Origin of the sequence: Streptomyces sp. NPDC006610 (assembly GCF_040611575.1) — a bacterium.
Classification (GTDB): Bacteria; Actinomycetota; Actinomycetes; order Streptomycetales; family Streptomycetaceae; genus Streptomyces.
Genome location: NZ_JBEXOP010000071.1, coordinates 1 through 14,996, shown reverse-complemented (window position 1 = coordinate 14,996; position 14,996 = coordinate 1). Strand labels below are relative to the sequence as shown.

10 protein-coding genes are annotated in these 14,996 nt (G+C 70.9%); 1 reads left to right on the top strand and 9 read right to left on the bottom strand.

The genetic code is table 11. From position 1 onward, the window contains the following. Positions 1-157: 157 nt before the first annotated feature. The 7 genes from ABZY13_RS32600 to ABZY13_RS32570 all read right to left on the bottom strand — a co-directional run bounded on the left by ABZY13_RS32600 (position 158) and on the right by ABZY13_RS32570 (position 10,624). Positions 158-829, bottom strand: coding sequence for a TetR family transcriptional regulator (locus ABZY13_RS32600; protein WP_356637270.1), 672 nt, complete (start codon positions 827-829; stop codon positions 158-160). After that, on the bottom strand, positions 826-2,376 hold the full coding sequence (locus ABZY13_RS32595) for an MFS transporter (RefSeq protein ID WP_356637268.1): 1,551 nt from the start codon (positions 2,374-2,376) through the stop codon (positions 826-828). Before ABZY13_RS32595 ends, ABZY13_RS32600 begins: the two co-directional genes overlap by 4 nt. Positions 2,377-2,395: 19 nt before the next feature. Then, positions 2,396-3,766 (bottom strand): MFS transporter, encoded by a 1,371-nt coding sequence (locus tag ABZY13_RS32590; RefSeq protein ID WP_356637266.1) that lies wholly within the window; start codon positions 3,764-3,766, stop codon positions 2,396-2,398. Positions 3,767-3,970: 204 nt separating this feature from the next. Further along, the gene (locus ABZY13_RS32585; RefSeq protein ID WP_356637264.1) at positions 3,971-5,056 is read right to left on the bottom strand and encodes a methyltransferase; all 1,086 of its coding nucleotides are present in this window, start codon (positions 5,054-5,056) and stop codon (positions 3,971-3,973) included. A gap of 523 nt (positions 5,057-5,579) precedes the next feature. Beyond that, complete coding sequence (locus ABZY13_RS32580) at positions 5,580-7,124, bottom strand: DUF6851 domain-containing protein (protein WP_356637262.1); 1,545 nt, start codon at positions 7,122-7,124, stop codon at positions 5,580-5,582. A 317-nt stretch (positions 7,125-7,441) separates the two neighbouring features. After that, positions 7,442-9,016, bottom strand: coding sequence for a DUF6851 domain-containing protein (locus ABZY13_RS32575; protein ID WP_356637260.1), 1,575 nt, complete (start codon positions 9,014-9,016; stop codon positions 7,442-7,444). A 171-nt stretch (positions 9,017-9,187) separates the two neighbouring features. After that, positions 9,188-10,624, bottom strand: coding sequence for a vanadium-dependent haloperoxidase (locus tag ABZY13_RS32570; RefSeq protein ID WP_356637258.1), 1,437 nt, complete (start codon positions 10,622-10,624; stop codon positions 9,188-9,190). Between the two features lie 816 nt (positions 10,625-11,440). Between ABZY13_RS32570 and ABZY13_RS32565 the strand changes: the two genes are divergently transcribed. Further along, the gene (locus tag ABZY13_RS32565; protein ID WP_356637256.1) at positions 11,441-12,712 is read left to right on the top strand and encodes an NAD(P)/FAD-dependent oxidoreductase; all 1,272 of its coding nucleotides are present in this window, start codon (positions 11,441-11,443) and stop codon (positions 12,710-12,712) included. Between the two features lie 85 nt (positions 12,713-12,797). Here the strand turns inward: ABZY13_RS32565 and ABZY13_RS32560 are convergent, their stop codons facing one another. Together ABZY13_RS32560 and ABZY13_RS32555 are read right to left on the bottom strand one after the other, a co-directional pair. Continuing rightward, a complete protein-coding gene (locus tag ABZY13_RS32560; RefSeq protein ID WP_356637254.1) occupies positions 12,798-13,334 on the bottom strand; it encodes a DoxX family membrane protein in 537 nt (178 codons plus the stop codon). 199 nt (positions 13,335-13,533) lie between these two features. Further along, positions 13,534-14,475, bottom strand: coding sequence for an aromatic prenyltransferase (locus ABZY13_RS32555; protein WP_356637252.1), 942 nt, complete (start codon positions 14,473-14,475; stop codon positions 13,534-13,536). Positions 14,476-14,996: the final 521 nt, after the last annotated feature.

Below are 14,996 nucleotides of genomic sequence, written 5' to 3'. Positions count from 1 at the left end.
TACTTAGAGATGAAATCACGGGCCGCGCCGCCACCCCCCCCCCCCCGGCCCGGCCCGGACCGGCCCCACACCCACCACGCGGCCCTACCTCGCTCGGCGCCGAGCGAGAAAGGGCCCCTTCTTCTGCCGGGTTTCCGCCGGGCGGAAACGGGAGGCGTCAGGCGCCGCCCGGTCCGCCGGCCGCCGGGCGGCCGACGGCGTCGGGATGCTCCAGCACCGCCAGAGCCCGCCCGATCATCTCCACCAGGTCGGCCTCCTCTTCGTATTCTCCCCACAGCACCTGGTGGAAGGCGCCCGTGACGGCGCCGACCAGGACGCGCAGTTCGAGGTTGTCCGCGGCCAGGCCCGCCCGTTCGGCCAGGACCTCGCCCACGGACTCGACCCACCGGTCCTGCTCCTCGCCCACCAGGGCCCGGATCGCGGGCACCTGGCGCACGAGCCGGCGCCGCCACCGGTACTCCTCGCTGAACTCCCCGGCGAGGCGGCGCACCGTCTCGGTCACCACCGCCCGCAGGGCGGCCAGCGGCGGTTCGTCCGCGGGCCGCTCGCGCAGGAAGGCCATGGTGAACCGGGCGTAGTCGTCCGTCAGGACGATGTGCTCCTTGCTGGGGAAGTAGCGGAAGACCGTGCTGGGCGAGACCTCGGCCGCCGCGGCGATCTGCTCGATGGTGGTGTTGTCGTACCCTCGCTCGTCGATCAGCCGCCGGGCCGCTTCGCGGATGGTCTGACGGGTCCGCAGTTTCTTGCGTTCGCGCAGGCCGAGGTCGGCTCCGGCGACGCCGGCTGCCGACGCCGCTGCGCTGGTCGTTGCAGAGGGCATGGGGCTCATTGTCGCGCACCGTCCGCGATGCCGGACGACGCCTCGGTCTCGGGCTGCTCCGCGTCCTGCGCGCCGGGCGCGGCGTGCCGGCTGTCGGGCAGCTTGAAGGCGGCGAGCGCGGCCGCGACGACGCCGGCGATCGCGCAGACCAGCAGCACCGCGCCCATGCCCTCGACGAAGGCGGACTCGGCGGAGCGGGCCAGCTCGGGCAGGTCGAGCCTGGCGGCGACCATCTGCGCGGCCACCACGGACTCCTCGGCGGCCTCGGCCGCCTCGGACGGGATCCCGCCGGTGTCGACCCGGTCGGCGAAGACGCCGTTGAGCACACTGCCCAGCAGGGCGATGCCGATGGCGCCGCCGACCTGGCGCAGGGTGGTGTTCAGGCCGCTGCCGGTGCCCTCCTTGCCCTTGGGCAGCACGCCGAGGGCGGTGTCCAGGGCAGGCACCATGACGAGGCTCACGCCCAGGCCGGTGAGGACCATCCACACCACGGTGAAGCCGTAGCCGGAGTCGGTGCTGGTGGTGCTGCCCAGGAACATCGCCAGGGACATGATGAGCAGGCCCGCGATCACCAGCGGCCGGGTGCCGACCTTCAGGGTCAGCGGCGGCACGATCTTGGCGACGACGATCATGCCGGCCACCAGCGGCATCATCCGCAGGCCGGTGCCGAAGGCATCGTGGCCCTGGATGACCTGGAGGTACTGCGGCAGCACGAACATCAGGCCCATGAACACGAACATGCCGAGGATGAGGAAGACCGTGTTCCAGCCGAAGACCGGGTTGCGCAGCAGTTCCAGGTCCACCATCGGGCGGGGCCGGCGCTTCTCGCGCAGCACCAGGCCGGTGAGCATCACCAGGCCGCCGATCAGCGCGGCGAGGATGACGGGGTCGCTCCAGCCCTCGGCGGGCCCCTCGATGACGCCGTAGACGAGGGCGGCGAGGCCGAGGATGCCCAGCACGGTGCTGAGGACGTCGACCGGTGGGGCGGAGGGGTCCTTGGTCTCGGGGATCAGCAGGGCGCAGGCGACGATGCCGATGGCGACCAGCGGGATGTTGATGACGAAGACCGACCCCCACCAGAAGTGGTCGAGCAGCCAGCCGCTGATCAGGGGCCCCAGCGGCAGGCCGATCGAGACGCCCACGGTGATGATCGCGATGGCCTTGGTCTGCTCCTCGCCCTTGAACAGGGTCGGGATGGTGGACAGCGTGAGCGGCATGATCAGCGCGGCGCCCAGGCCCATGACGGCGCGGGCCCCGATGAGCGCGCCCGGGTCGTCGGCGAAGATCCCGATGATGGAGCCGCCGAGGAAGATCACGAGCCCGGCGAGCAGCAGCTTGCGCCGGCCGAAGCGGTCGCCGAGGAAGCCTGCGGGCAGCATCGCGGCGGCGAAGATGACGGCGTAGGAGTCGACGATCCACTGCAGCTCACCGGTGGACGCGCCGGTCTCGGCGGCCAGGGTGGGCAGGGCGACGTTGAGGATCGTCGTGTCGAATCCGATGACGAGGACGCTGATCGTCAGACCGATCAACGCTAACCAGCGATTTTTAACAGCCATACGAAAAAGGTAGCAGCTGTCACTTGACAGTGAATAGGGATTCGGCGGGGGCCGCTTCCGGTTGCGGCTCGGGGCCGCGGGCGGGCAGCGCCAGCGTGGCCAGCAGGCCCGCGCCGACCGGGGCGGCCAGCACCAGCAGGACCGTGGCCAGCGACCAGCCCGCGTCGACCATGACGCCGCCGAGCACACCGAAGACCAGCGGGCCCGTCTTGCCGACACTGTTGGCCCAGCTGACGCCGGTGGCGCGGGCGGAGGGCGGGTAGGCGACCGCGGCCGCCGCCTGCAGCACCGAGGTGGCCGCCGGCAGGCACAGGCCGAGCAGGAAGGCGGCGGCCAGCAGCGCGGCGAACCGGCCGGCCGTCCCGGCTGCGGCCGCGAGTCCCGCCGCGGTCAGCGCCCACAGGGCGGTCAGCACCCGGAACCGGTCGAACCGCTTGAGGACGAAGGACACCGAGAGCTGCCCGATCAGGCCGCCCCACCCGAACGCCGCCACGGACACCGCGGCCTTCGGGTCCGACAGGCCCTCGCGCTCGGCCAGCAGCGGCAGATAGGTGATGATCACGAAGGCGACGCCCTGCCCCAGGAAGAAGCACAGCCACAGCAGCAGGGTGGTGCGGGCGAAGTCCCGGGACAGCACCACGCGCGGGGAGGGCCGCTGGCGCCGGCGCACCGCGGCGTGCTCCCAGTTCACGCCGGACAGGTCCGCGTCCGGGAGAACGGCCTGCACGGCGCCGCGCAGCTGCGCCGGCGGCCGCCCGCGGGCGGCGAGCACGCTGACGGACTCCGGGATGACGCGGACGATCGCCGGGATCAGCAGCAGCGGCACGATCCCGCACACCACCAGCAGCGTCTGCCAGCCGGAGGCGGGGATGAGGACCGAGGCGAGGATGCCGCCGAGGGTGGTCCCGGCGGTCATCCCGGCGAAGGCCAGCGCGACCATCTGGACCCTGCGCCGGGCGGGCATCCAGTCCGCGACGAGGACCATCACGGTCGGCAGCACCGCGCCCAGTCCCAGGCAGGACACGGTCCGCAGGACGGCGAACGGGCCGATGGAGTCGGTGAATCCCATGGCGAGCGTGCCCAGGCCGAAGGCGGCGGTGCCCGCGAGGGTGACGACCTTGCGCCCGTAGCGGTCGGCGAGCGGGCCGGCGGCCGCGCCGCCGGCGATCATCGCCAGGACGCTCAGCGTGACGGTCGCGGTCACCAGGCTCAGGTCGATGTCCCATTCCTTGCGGATTCTGGGATAGACGAAGGCGGCGACGGAGGTGTCCAGTCCTTCGGCCACCATGGTCAGCAGGCCCACCGCCACGATGAGCCGCTGCCGGCGGCCCATCGGCCGGTGGTCGATGAACTCCTGCGGGCCCGGTCCGGCCGAGGCATCCGTGGTCATGAGCGGCAGCCCCTTTCATCTGAGGTGCACGGGGGGGGTGCGCGGTGTGTCCTGGCCCGCCGGGCGGCGGGCGGGGACACACCGCGCGGGGGACGGTGCGGTGTCGCGGGGAGAAGGGCGCCGGCGGGCGGGCGGTGCGCGGCCGGCGCGGCAGGACGCCCGCCCGTGCGAGGGGGCGCGGGGGGCGGGACGGGGGTCAGCCGCTCACGCGGTCTTCGTCCCGCACAGGACGGCCTCCACGGGCAGGGCGTGCGGCAGCATGTCGGCGGGGTCCTCGATGACCGTCTTGGTGACGGTGAACCCGCACTCCTCCAGCCAGTTGCGCCACGTCGACGTCTTCTGGGCCCCGCCCTGCCCCATGGCGCAGCCGATGAAGAAGGAGGGGAAGAAGTCGACGGTGTAGTTGTCGGGGTCCTTGATGTCCTCGGGGAACACCGGCACCAGGAGGTGGACCTGTCCGCCGGGCTCCAGCGAGCGGTGGACGCCCTGCAGGATCCGGAAGACGTCGCTCTTGTCGAACATGGGCAGGAAGTGCTTGATCAGGACGACGTCGAACCCCGTGGGCACTCCGTCGAAGACGTCGCCGCCGATGAACGAGCAGTGTGCGTCCACGCCGTGGGCCCGGAAGTTGTCCAGGCACTCCTTCTCCTTCTCGGGCAGGTCGAAGGTCGTCACCCGCAGCCCGGGCGACGCCTTGAGCCGGTGGGTGTGGATGGCGCCCAGGCCGGTGTTCCCGGCCAGGTCGAGGACGCGCGAGCCGGGGGGCACGTCGATGTTGTCGAAGAACCAGGGGTCGATGTGGGCGGTCTCGCCGTTCATCAGCCGCGCCCAGGGCTCGCGCAGTTCGAGGTGTTCCGCCAGTGCGTCGTAGAGGTTTCCCTCGTGTCCGTAGAGCTCTCGGAGGCCGACGACGGTGCCGGTGCGCACGCTCTCGGTGAGATGGAACAGCTGCCGGAACGCGACCATCTTGATCATGTCCATGCGGGCGCGGACCTGGCGCAGGTCGCTGTCGCCGATGTCCGCGAGCGCGTCGAGGGTGTAGCCGCCGCTGTCCTCGTCGCGGGCGACGAAGCCCTCCTTGACCAGCAGCAGCAGCAGTTGTTCCACGGCGTCCGGCTTGGCGCCCACGGCGTCGCCGAGTTCGGCCGCGGTCAGGCCCGGGGTGTCCCGGAGCAGGTCGACGACGCCGAGCTCGAAACAGGACAGCAGGCTCATGAACCGCGAGGGTCCCACCATGTAGTCGCGCAGTCGGGTGAACGTGGCTCGCGGTGTCGGCGTGTGGGGTGTCATGGCATTGGCCCTTCTGGAGTCGGCCGAATGCCCGCTGCCTGGGCGGCCGGCCGGCCGCGGACGGCGCCCGCCGCCCGGTGTGCGCGGTGGTGCGCGGCGAACCGCGGCGCTCGGCCTGCGGGGATCGGCGTCGGGTCGGTGCGCCGGAGGAGTCCGACGGCGGCCGGCGGGTGCGCCGGCGTGCCGCGCCGCCCGAAGGGGCGGGGCGGGCGGGGTGGTGCGGTGCGTGTGGGGGGTGTGAGCCGGCGGCGACGGCCCCGGCGCCGGGCGCCGCTCGGGCGCGCGGTGGGCTCCCGAACCGCCGGCGGGCGGCGGGCGGGGCGCTCAACTCACTGCCCGGTCAGTGACTTTCGGGCAGGACGTTCGTGCCCAAAGAGTGACACGGGCGGCACATCGCCGCCTAGAGCCTCCGATCGTGACGTAAGTCACCTGCGCGAGGGGTGTTCCGGCCGGGCACCCCGAAGGGCTCCCGGCGCTCGGGATCGAGCACCGGGAGCCCTTCGGGGTGCGCGGGAGAGGGACGTCAGTCCTTGACGTCTCCCTCGACCTGCCGCTTGACGAACTCGTGGGCCATGTCGCCGAACTTCCTGCCGAAGTCCAGGGCCCTCTCGACCGTCTTGCCGAAGTGGACGCCGCCCCACACGCGGCTCCTGGCGCACGCGTTGTCGAGGTCGGTGAAGGTGGCGAGGTGGATCTTGAGGTCCCTGGCGGGGGCGATGTCCGGCTCCACCAGCATCGAGCCGGCCGGGAAGTCGATCGTCCAGTCCAGTTCGTCGGTGCCGAAGAAGCGCCGGGCCGTCTGGGAGGCGGCCGCACAGATGCAGGTGGAGCCCGACGGGTACTCCGGGTGGTCGCTGACGGGCAGGTAGCTGGCCCACTCGGAGGCGCGGATGTCGTTGACCGTGCCCATGCCGGGCCCGCCCCAGGCGGTGATCTTGCTGCGGCCGTACACGTGCCGGACCGCGCTGAACGGGCGCACCGCGTCGTACTTGACCTTCTGGTACCAGGCGGCGATCAGCGTGTCGAACGTCGCCAGGATGTGCTGGACCATCCAGTGGGCCCAGCCGTGCACGCCGAGGGCGTCGTCGGGGTCCTGGTTGCGGGCGACGACGATGGACGCGAAGCCGATGCCCCAGAGCTTGTTGTCCATGATCTCGGCGAGCGCCTTGCGCTCGTCGGTGAGGGTGGCCGACGCCTCGATGATCTCGTCCACGGAGCGCTTGTAGGCGCGGACGTTGGTGTGGTCGCTGTGCGAGGGCGGGGCGAGCAGGTAGCGGGAGGGGTCGGAGAAGATGTGCGGCTTGGTCCGCCCGATCTGCGGGGTGACGAAGTGCTGGGAGACGAAGATGCCCATGTCGCCCGGGCCGCCGCCGACGCGGCGGCCGTTGTGGGGGCCGAGCTTGGGCTGCCAGCGCGAGGGGTTGACCAGCTTGTAGGGGGTGTTGACGGGCTCGTAGCCGGTGTAGTCCTCCCAGGGCTGGCGGTTGTACTTGCGGCCGCCCTCGTCGCCCAGGACGTTCATGCCGTCGTGGCTCAGGGCCGCCCAGGCGTTCTTGGCGGCCACGTTGCCGATGCCGACCGGGCTGGTCAGGTTCTCCGAGGTGTCGTCGGGGTTCAGGCCCATCTGGACCATCATCTGCTTCAGGGCGCCCACGTTGCGCGGCAGCAGGCGCTTCCAGATGCCGAGCTGGGCGTGGATGGCGGCGATGTTCATGTTCCGGTTGGTGGCGGACTCGCCGGAGGGGCGGCGCGGGATGCGCGAGTAGATACCGACCGCGGTGGGGTGGTACGGCGCCAGCGCGTCGAACACCGCAAGGATCGCGGCGCGGTTGGTCCACAGGAAAACGGTCGCGTCCATCGGCCCGATGAACTCCAGGCTGGGCGCGTTCCTGCCCGCCTCGTCGTCGTCGGGCTGTGCCCACCTGACGTAGTTGTCCCTGTCCAGGTCGAAGTCCACCGGCAGCGGTTCCTCGCCGGTGGCGGCGCCGGCCGTACGGGAGAAGGCCAGCATGGACAGTGCCGTGGCCGAGGCGCCGCCGAGCAGCAGTGATCTGCGGGACGTCTTCATGGTCGTGTTTCCTTCTGTCGAGGAATTCGGGATGTGCGAAGGCTGCGCCGCGGCTTTCGGGGGCCGGTGGTCCCGCGGCGGCGGGCGGGCCGCTGCGGGACCACCGTGGAGCAATGGGCCGGTTTCCCGGCGTGGCGCCGGACGTCCTCGGGGCGGGATCCGCCCCCTCCGCGCACGGCGAAGCGCGCGCGGCGGCCTGTTCGGCGCCCGTGCCCCTCCCGCCCGGGGGCGGGCGGGGTGCGGGAGCGGCCGCCGGGGGCGGGTGCGGACGCGGTCGGGTCTGTCCGTGTCCGTCGACGCGGATGCCGCCCGGGCGGTCAGCCCTTGGCGCCGCCCCTGACGTGGCGCTGGACGAACTCGTGGGCCAGGTCGCCGAACTGCTCGCCCAGTTCCAGGGACCGGTCGACGGTCTTCTGGAAGTGGACGCCGCCCCACACCCGGCTGTCGGCGCAGATCCGCGCGAACTCGCTCCAGGTGCGGATGTGCAGCGGCAGGTCGCCGTGCGGGGTGACCCCGGGCTCCACCAGCGACTTGCCGGCGCCGACGGTGAACTTCCAGTCCAGGGTGTCGGTGCCGAAGTGGCGGCGCGCGGACTGGGCGGAGGCGGCGGCCAGCGTGGTGGAGCCGGAGGGGTATTCCGGGTGGTCGCTGACGCCCAGGTAGCTGGCCCACTCGGAGGCGCGGATGTCGTTCACCGTGCCCTTGCCGGGGCCGCCCCAGGCGGTGACCTTGCGGTTGCCGTAGACGTGGGAGACAGCGGTGAAGGGCCGGGCGGCGTCGTAGATCACCTTGTGCCGCCAGGCGACGATGGCCGGCTCGAAGGTGGCCAGGATGTGCTCGAGCATGTAGTGGATCCAGCCGTGCATGCCGAGCTCTTGGGTGTGGCTGCGGGCCATCACGATCGCCGAGTGGCCGATGCCCCAGACCTTGTTGTCCATGATCTCGGCGAGGATCTTCTGCCGGTCGGTCAGCTGTGCGGAGGCGGCGAGGATCTCGTCGACGGAGCGCTTGTACTCGCGCGGGCGGGTGTGGTCGACGTGGGTGGGCGGGGCCAGGCGGAAGGCGGCCGGGTCCCGGAAGATGTGCGCCTTCACCTTGCGCAGGTGCGGGGTGACCATGTGCTGGGCGACGTAGATGCCCATGTCGCCGTTGCCGCCGCCGAGCCGGCGCCCGTTGTGCGGGCCCAGCTGCGGCTGCCAGCGCGAGGGGTCGCTCACCTCGTAGGCGGTGTTGACGGGCCGGTAGCCGGTGTAGTCCGACCAGGGGCGGGGGTTGTACTTGCGGCCGCCCTCGTGGCCGAGGAAGTTCATGCCGTCGTTCTTCAGGCCCTCCCACACGGCCTTGGCCGCCACGTTGGCGATGCCGACCGGGCTGGTCAGGTTCTCCGAGGTGTCGTCGGGGTCCAGGCCCATCTGGACCATCATGGCCCGCGTGTTCGCCATCTTCGACGGCAGGACGCGCTTCCAGATCTGGTACGTGGCGTGGACGGCGGCGATGTTCAGGTTCCGGTTGGTGGTCGACTCGCCGGAGGGGCGGCGCGGGATCTGCGAGTAGATGCCGACCGCGCTCTCGTGGTAGGGCGCCAGCGCGTCGAACACCGCGAGCGCGGTGAGGCGGTTGATCCACAGGAAGACGGTCACGTCCATCGGGCCGAACAGGTCCCCGTTGGGCGACTTGCCGGCCATGTCGTCGCTGGGCTGCGCCCACTCGATGAAGTTGTCGGTGTCCAGGTCGAAGTCGAGCGGGGCCGGCTCGGCGCTCCCGGCCGCGGCGGCCGGGCCGGAGCCCAGGCCGCCCACCGTCAGGGCCGCGGCACCGCCGAGCCCACCGAACAGCAGCGACCGGCGGCCCAGGCCGAAGCCGGAGACAGGGGAACGTCCGGACATCGTCATGAGTGAGTTCCTGTTCTTTTCGAGTGGGTGCTGAAAAACGCGGCGGCACGGTGCCCGTGCGGCGCCGTGGCGCGGCGTGGTGTGCGGTGGTGTGGTGTGCGGCGCCGTAGGGGCCCGCCGCCTGGTGCGCCGGGGCCGGAGGGGGCCGCGGTGGCAGCGGGCGCCGGGCGGTCAGCTGCCGGCGTCGCCGCTGACGTGACGGCGGACGAACTCGTGGGCGAGGTCACCGAAGCGGGCGCCGAACTCCAGGGAGGCCTCGACGGTCTCGCGGAAGTGGGCGCCGGCCCACACCCGGCTGTCCGCGCAGTCCTTGGCGAAGTCGCTCCAGGTGTCCCAGGTCAGTTCGAGGTCGGTGGCCGGGACGGCGCCGGGCTCGCGCTGGGCGGAGCCGGCCGGGAAGGTGTGGGTCCAGTTCAGGACGTCGTCGCCGAGGAAGCCGCGGGCCGCCTGCGCCTGGGCGGCGCACAGGGTGGTGAACGCGGAGGGGAATTCGGGGTGGTTGCCCACGGGCAGGTAGCCGGTCCACTCGTCGGCGGGCATGTCCTCGACGGTGCCCCTGCCGGGACCGCCCCAGGCCGTCACCGGGGCGCTGCCGTGGACGTGGCGCACCGCGCTGAAGGGCCGTACGGCGTCGTGGTGGCGCTTGTGGTGCCAGGCGGCGATCAGGCTGTCGAACCGGGCCGTGGAGGCGGCCAGGAACAGCTGGGCCCAGCCGTCCAGGTCCAGGTCGTGCGCCAGGGCGGCGGCGCGCGGCGAGAGGGTGACCGACAGCGGGGTGTGCTCGAAGAACTCCGCCTTGACCTTCTGCTCGTCGGTCAGGTGCGCGGAGGCCTTGAGGACCTCCTCCACCGCCTTCTCGTACGCCTTGGCGTCGGCGGGGTCCAGGTGCGCGGGCGCGGGCAGCTCGAACTCGGCGGGGTCCTTGTAGGTCTGGGGCGTGACCAGGGCGAGCTGGGGGGTGGCGAAGCGCTGGACGGTGAAGACGCCCTTGTCGCCGGGGCCGCCGTCGACGCGGCGGCGGTGCGGCTCGGTCGCCGGCTGCCAGCGCGAGGGGTCCGTCAGCTCGTCGGCGGTGTTCACGGGCCGGTAGCCGGTGTAGTCCTCGTAGGGGCGGCCGTGGTAGGTGCGGCCCTTGTCGCCCAGCACGTTCATGCCGTCGTGCGCGCGGGCCTCCACGATCGAGCGGCCGGCCCGGTTGCCGATGCCGACCGGGGTCGTCAGGTCCTCGGAGGTGTCGTCCGGGTCGAGGCCGAGCGCGCCCATCGCCTGCCGCACCACCGGCTCCCGCTCCTCGAACACCGCCTTGACCACCTGGAACATGGCGTGCAGGCCGGCGATGTTCTTGTTCCGGTTGGTCGCCGACTCCTGCGCCGGGCGGCGCGGGATGCGGGAGTACACGCCGACGGCGGTGGGGTGGTAGGGGGCCAGCGCGTCGAACCAGGAGGTCTGCAGCAGATGCGTCAGCCACGTGTACGTCGCCACGTCCGCCGGGGCCATCGCGTCCGCCGGCGGATATCCCCCGCCGCCGTGCACGGTGATCAGATCCCGGATGAAATTGCCGTTGTCGAAATCGAAGGGTATCTGCTGGGCGCGACCCGATGTCGTCACGAGGTGAGGCCTTCCTGCGCTTTGAGTTCCTTCATATGCACAGCGGAAACCTGGTGGTACGCCGCGAGGTCCAGGACTTCGCGCTGGAGTGACCGCTTGCCGGCGTGCGCCGGCGTCTCCCCGCCGGGCCGGATTTATTGTTTCGCTTCACAGTCGGCGCCGGAGTCCGGCACCGCGTTCTCCCGGGCACCATACATCCGGGACAGCCGATGCGGAATATCTTCCTGAAATCCTGATCCGTCACCCTAGCAGCCGCCACTCAAGAGTCGCTCGAAATGGACTAAGGATAGATATCCCGTTGACATGCCGAGTAGTCGGTATCAACCCTTCGCCGGGGCGCCGGGAAATAGGTGTGCTATGCATGTCGGCCCTTCTTGCGCCCGCCATTGCTAATCGTGGGCGGCGCCATGATGAACACGGGCGCCCGGGGGTGGACCGCAGCGGTTCCGGTCCGTGTTCCTGCCCCGGGAAACCGGCCGCGGGCCGGGACGCAGCCGCGTTCCCCCTAGGGGGGCCTGCGGGAATCCGGCCCGGCACGGGCCTTTGCGCACCCCGCCGCCAGGACGGGCGTTCCTCTCCCCCGGTGCCCGGGCCCCTGCGGGGCGCCGGGCCGACCGGGCGGGTGCGCCGGCCGCTCTTTTTCCGCTCAAGACGCGGTGGAGCCCGCCCGGTGGCCGGCCGACCGAGCAATCTGGGCGATGACACCGCCCCTTTCGCCCCCGCATTCTGGTCGGTGAATGCGCTCTGCGGGAACGCCGCGGGTTTCTTCGCGCGAGCCGCGGGCGCGGCCGGATCAAAAACTGGGGAAGGTCTCGTATGTCGTCCACTCTCTTCGGGTTTTCTGGCGATTTCGATGTCATCGTCATCGGTGGTGGGCCCGCCGGTTCGACCACCGCGGCGCTGCTCGCCAAGCGGGGACACCGGGTTCTCGTGCTCGACCGTGAGCGATTCCCGCGCTACCACGTCGGCGAATCGCTCATCCCGGGCGTGATGGTGCCCATGGAGGAACTCGGCCTGAAGGAGCGCATGGAGGCCAAGGGATTCGAGCGGAAGTACGGTGGCACGCTGGTCTGGGGCAACAACGAGGTGCCGTGGAATTTCTCGTTCACCACGGGCGGCCGCATCCCCTACGCCTTCCACACGCGCCGCGCCGACCTGGACGCGCTGCTCATGGACCGGGCCCGTGAACTGGGCGCCTTCATCGTGGAGGACGCCACCGTCAAGGACGCCATCGAGGAGAACGGCCGCGTCGTCGGCGTCCGTTACGCCCTGCGCGGCCTGAACGGAACCCACGAGGCCCGCGCCTCCCTGGTCATCGACGCCTCCGGGCAGGCCCGCGTGCTGGGCCGCAAGTACACCGAGGTCAACTGGAACGAGCAGCTGCGCAACGTCGCGGTGTGGACGTACTTCGACAACTGCCACCGCCTGCCCGGCGACGAGTGGAGCAACATCCTCATCGAGGGCACCGACGACGGCTGGTTCTGGGGCATCCCGATCGACAAGGGCGTCTTCAGCGTCGGCTACGTGACGCGGTCGGAGTCCGCGAGCGCCTCCGAGAAGTCCCTCGAGGACCTGTTCGCCGCCCAGATCCAGCAGACCACCAAGCTCAAGGACCTGCTGCGCGACTCCACCCAGGCGGCCGGCTACCGCTCCGCGCGCGACTGGTCCTACACCAACGAGCGCTTCCACGGCAACGGATGGGTCCTGGTCGGCGACGCCGCCGCGTTCGTGGACCCGCTGTTCTCCACCGGCGTGGCGCTGGCGACGCTGGCGGGCAGCACCCTGTCGAAGGTCGTCGACCAGATCCTGAAGCACCCCGAGATCGAGGAGAAGGCCCTGGACCGGTACTCCACCGCCTACCAGGACTTCTTCCACGACATCCGCAAGTTCGTGGAGGGCTTCTACGACCGGTCGAAGACCAAGGGCTTCTACTTCAACATGGCCCAGGAGATGGTCGACCCCGAGAAGAAGAACGACGCCGAGGTCGACTTCGTCCGTCTGGTCTCCGGACTCAGCGGACGGTCGGGCGGGCTGTTCGAGCTCAACCTGGACGACCTCGTCGAGGACGCCGCCACCGCCGGCGACTGACACGGAAAAAGCGGCAGCCGGCCCCGGGACCTCCGGGGCCGGCTGCCGCGTTGTGCACGGACACCGGTGCTGCCGCGCCGGCTGGCTACGGACGCCGGCCCTCCAGCCGGTCCGCGCCGGGCGCGGCCGCGGTGGCGGCGGGCTCGGCCGCGGTCGCGGCGGGCCCGGGGGCGGGCCGGCCGCGTTTCCTCGTGTGGCCGGCGATCACGAGGGCGGCGGCCACGATGACCAGGTTCTTGAGGATGTACTGTCCCTCGAGCGTGCCGACGCAGAACGCTTCCCACGTTTCCTTCGGGAAGATGAACAGCGGAGTGAACGTCCCGGCCATGTGACCGAGCAGAATCATGACCGTCAGGGAAATCGCTCTGCCGCTGACCAGGAGCAGCCCGATCGCGGCCTCCAGCGCGCCGGTCAGGACGGAAGCGACCGTTCCCTCGACGATCCCGAAAGTGAGTCTTTCCACCGTTTCCGCGGCCAGCGCCTCCGCCGGACTGGTGCCGGGAAAGAGCTTGGGCACCCCGAACCACAGGAAGATGATTCCTATAGAGATACGGAGTGCCGCGATCCCGAAGGAGGCGCCGAGACTTTCGAGGAAGCGAGCGACCTGTTCATAGGTGCGCATGGGCTTTTTACTCCCCGCGTGGGTCCCGTTTTCCGACTGATTTCCCCCGAAGAATTCCACGTCCGCCTTAAGGCCCGGTGGAGACGGTGTCCAACGCCGGACGTCCCCGGGCGGCGGGCCCGCGGCGCACACGCGAACGCCCGGCGCGGGCGCGGCCTTCGGGGCCGCGCCCGCGCCAGGCGCCGTGCGTGCCGGGCCGCTACCGGCCGCCGGCCGCGGAGGCGTGCGCCGCGCCGGATCCCTTGGGGCCGAGCAGCACCCTGCCCTCCAGGGAGTTCTCGCTGAGCTGGTAGTACGACTGGAGCTTGAAGTACTCCCCGCCGCTGTAGGAGGCGACGTTGTACAGGCCCTGGGCCGGGCCGGGGTAGGTGCGGGCGATGTTCCGCGCGAACGTCTCGACGCGGGGGTCGACGGCGATGCGGTCGGGAAGGCCCGGCACGTCGGGGACCATGGTCGCGAAGGTGATCCGGTGGATCTTCGGGGAGTCCCAGCTGAGGGTGGTGTAGATGCCGACCGCCTGCCCGGCGAGCTGGAGCAGCTGCTCGCTCGGCTCGGGAAGGCCCAGGTCGCTCAGCATGGACCGGACGGTCCCGGGCTCGCGGCACTCGGCGGGGAACTGGAGGAAGTAGACGTTGACCGTCCGGCTCGGGTAGTCGATCCCGATCATGCTGTTCTTGTCGTCCAGGCCGTAGCGGGCGTAGAAGCCGAGGTTCTCGGCCAGGGAGCGCGGCATGGAGGGCATGTCGGCCAGCTTCGACAGCTTCTGCAGGTTGTCGGGCGGGATGAACGTCCAGGTCTTCTTGAATCCCCCGACGACCCCGAAGTCGACGCCGTGGGCCAGGACCGGCAGCCGCTCCTGGACGTCCTCCAGCAGGGTGGACACGGGGTGGTCGGTCTGCGGGGTCAGCCCCTTGGAGACCGCGTAGGCATAGGGGTTGACGTCCCCGGGGAGCGCGGTGAAGCGGCAGTCGAGGTCCTCCTTGCCGCGGGTGGTCACCCGGAAGGCGACGACGAGCTGCTCGAGGCTGTCCTCGTAGGTGGTCAGGATCGGCCAGACCTTCTCACGCGAGGGAGTGATGTCCAGCAGTCCGGCTGCTTCCTCGATGGCGGAGTAAAGGCCTTCCGCACCTGTCCTGGTCATTCGTCCTCCTGTGTCTCCGGGCGTCTCGTGTCTGAGCGTCTGTGTGAAATCAGGGCGGATGATCGGCAGTACGCCAGCAGCGCCGTCGGCTGAACGAATGGTTTTCACTCCGGAACGGAGGTCGCGCCCATTCTGCCGCTCGGTGAAGTGTCGGCGCCGGCCGTCGAATTTGTCAAGACAATTGCCGCCCTTAGTGCATTTCGAGCAGCTCTCCAGCGGCGGTCGGTAAGGTGGCCCGGCTTTCCCTGGAAGGGGATTTCCGGAATGCGCGGGCGGGCCGTCCGCGGGAAATTGCGGCGGGCGCGGCCGGGGGTCGCGGAGGATTTCCGGTTCCCGGGCCGGCGGTTCCGGCACGGGGTGCCGGGCGCCCTTTTCCGGTGGATGGTTGGCAGGACCATTGATATGGGAAAAGGTTTTTCCGGGACCGTCCGCCCGGGTTTCGTGTGGGGGTGTCGTCCGGGTCAGTCGGTGACGGTCCAGGTGTCGTTGCCGGTGAGGAGTTGGGCGAGGTCGCCCTTGCC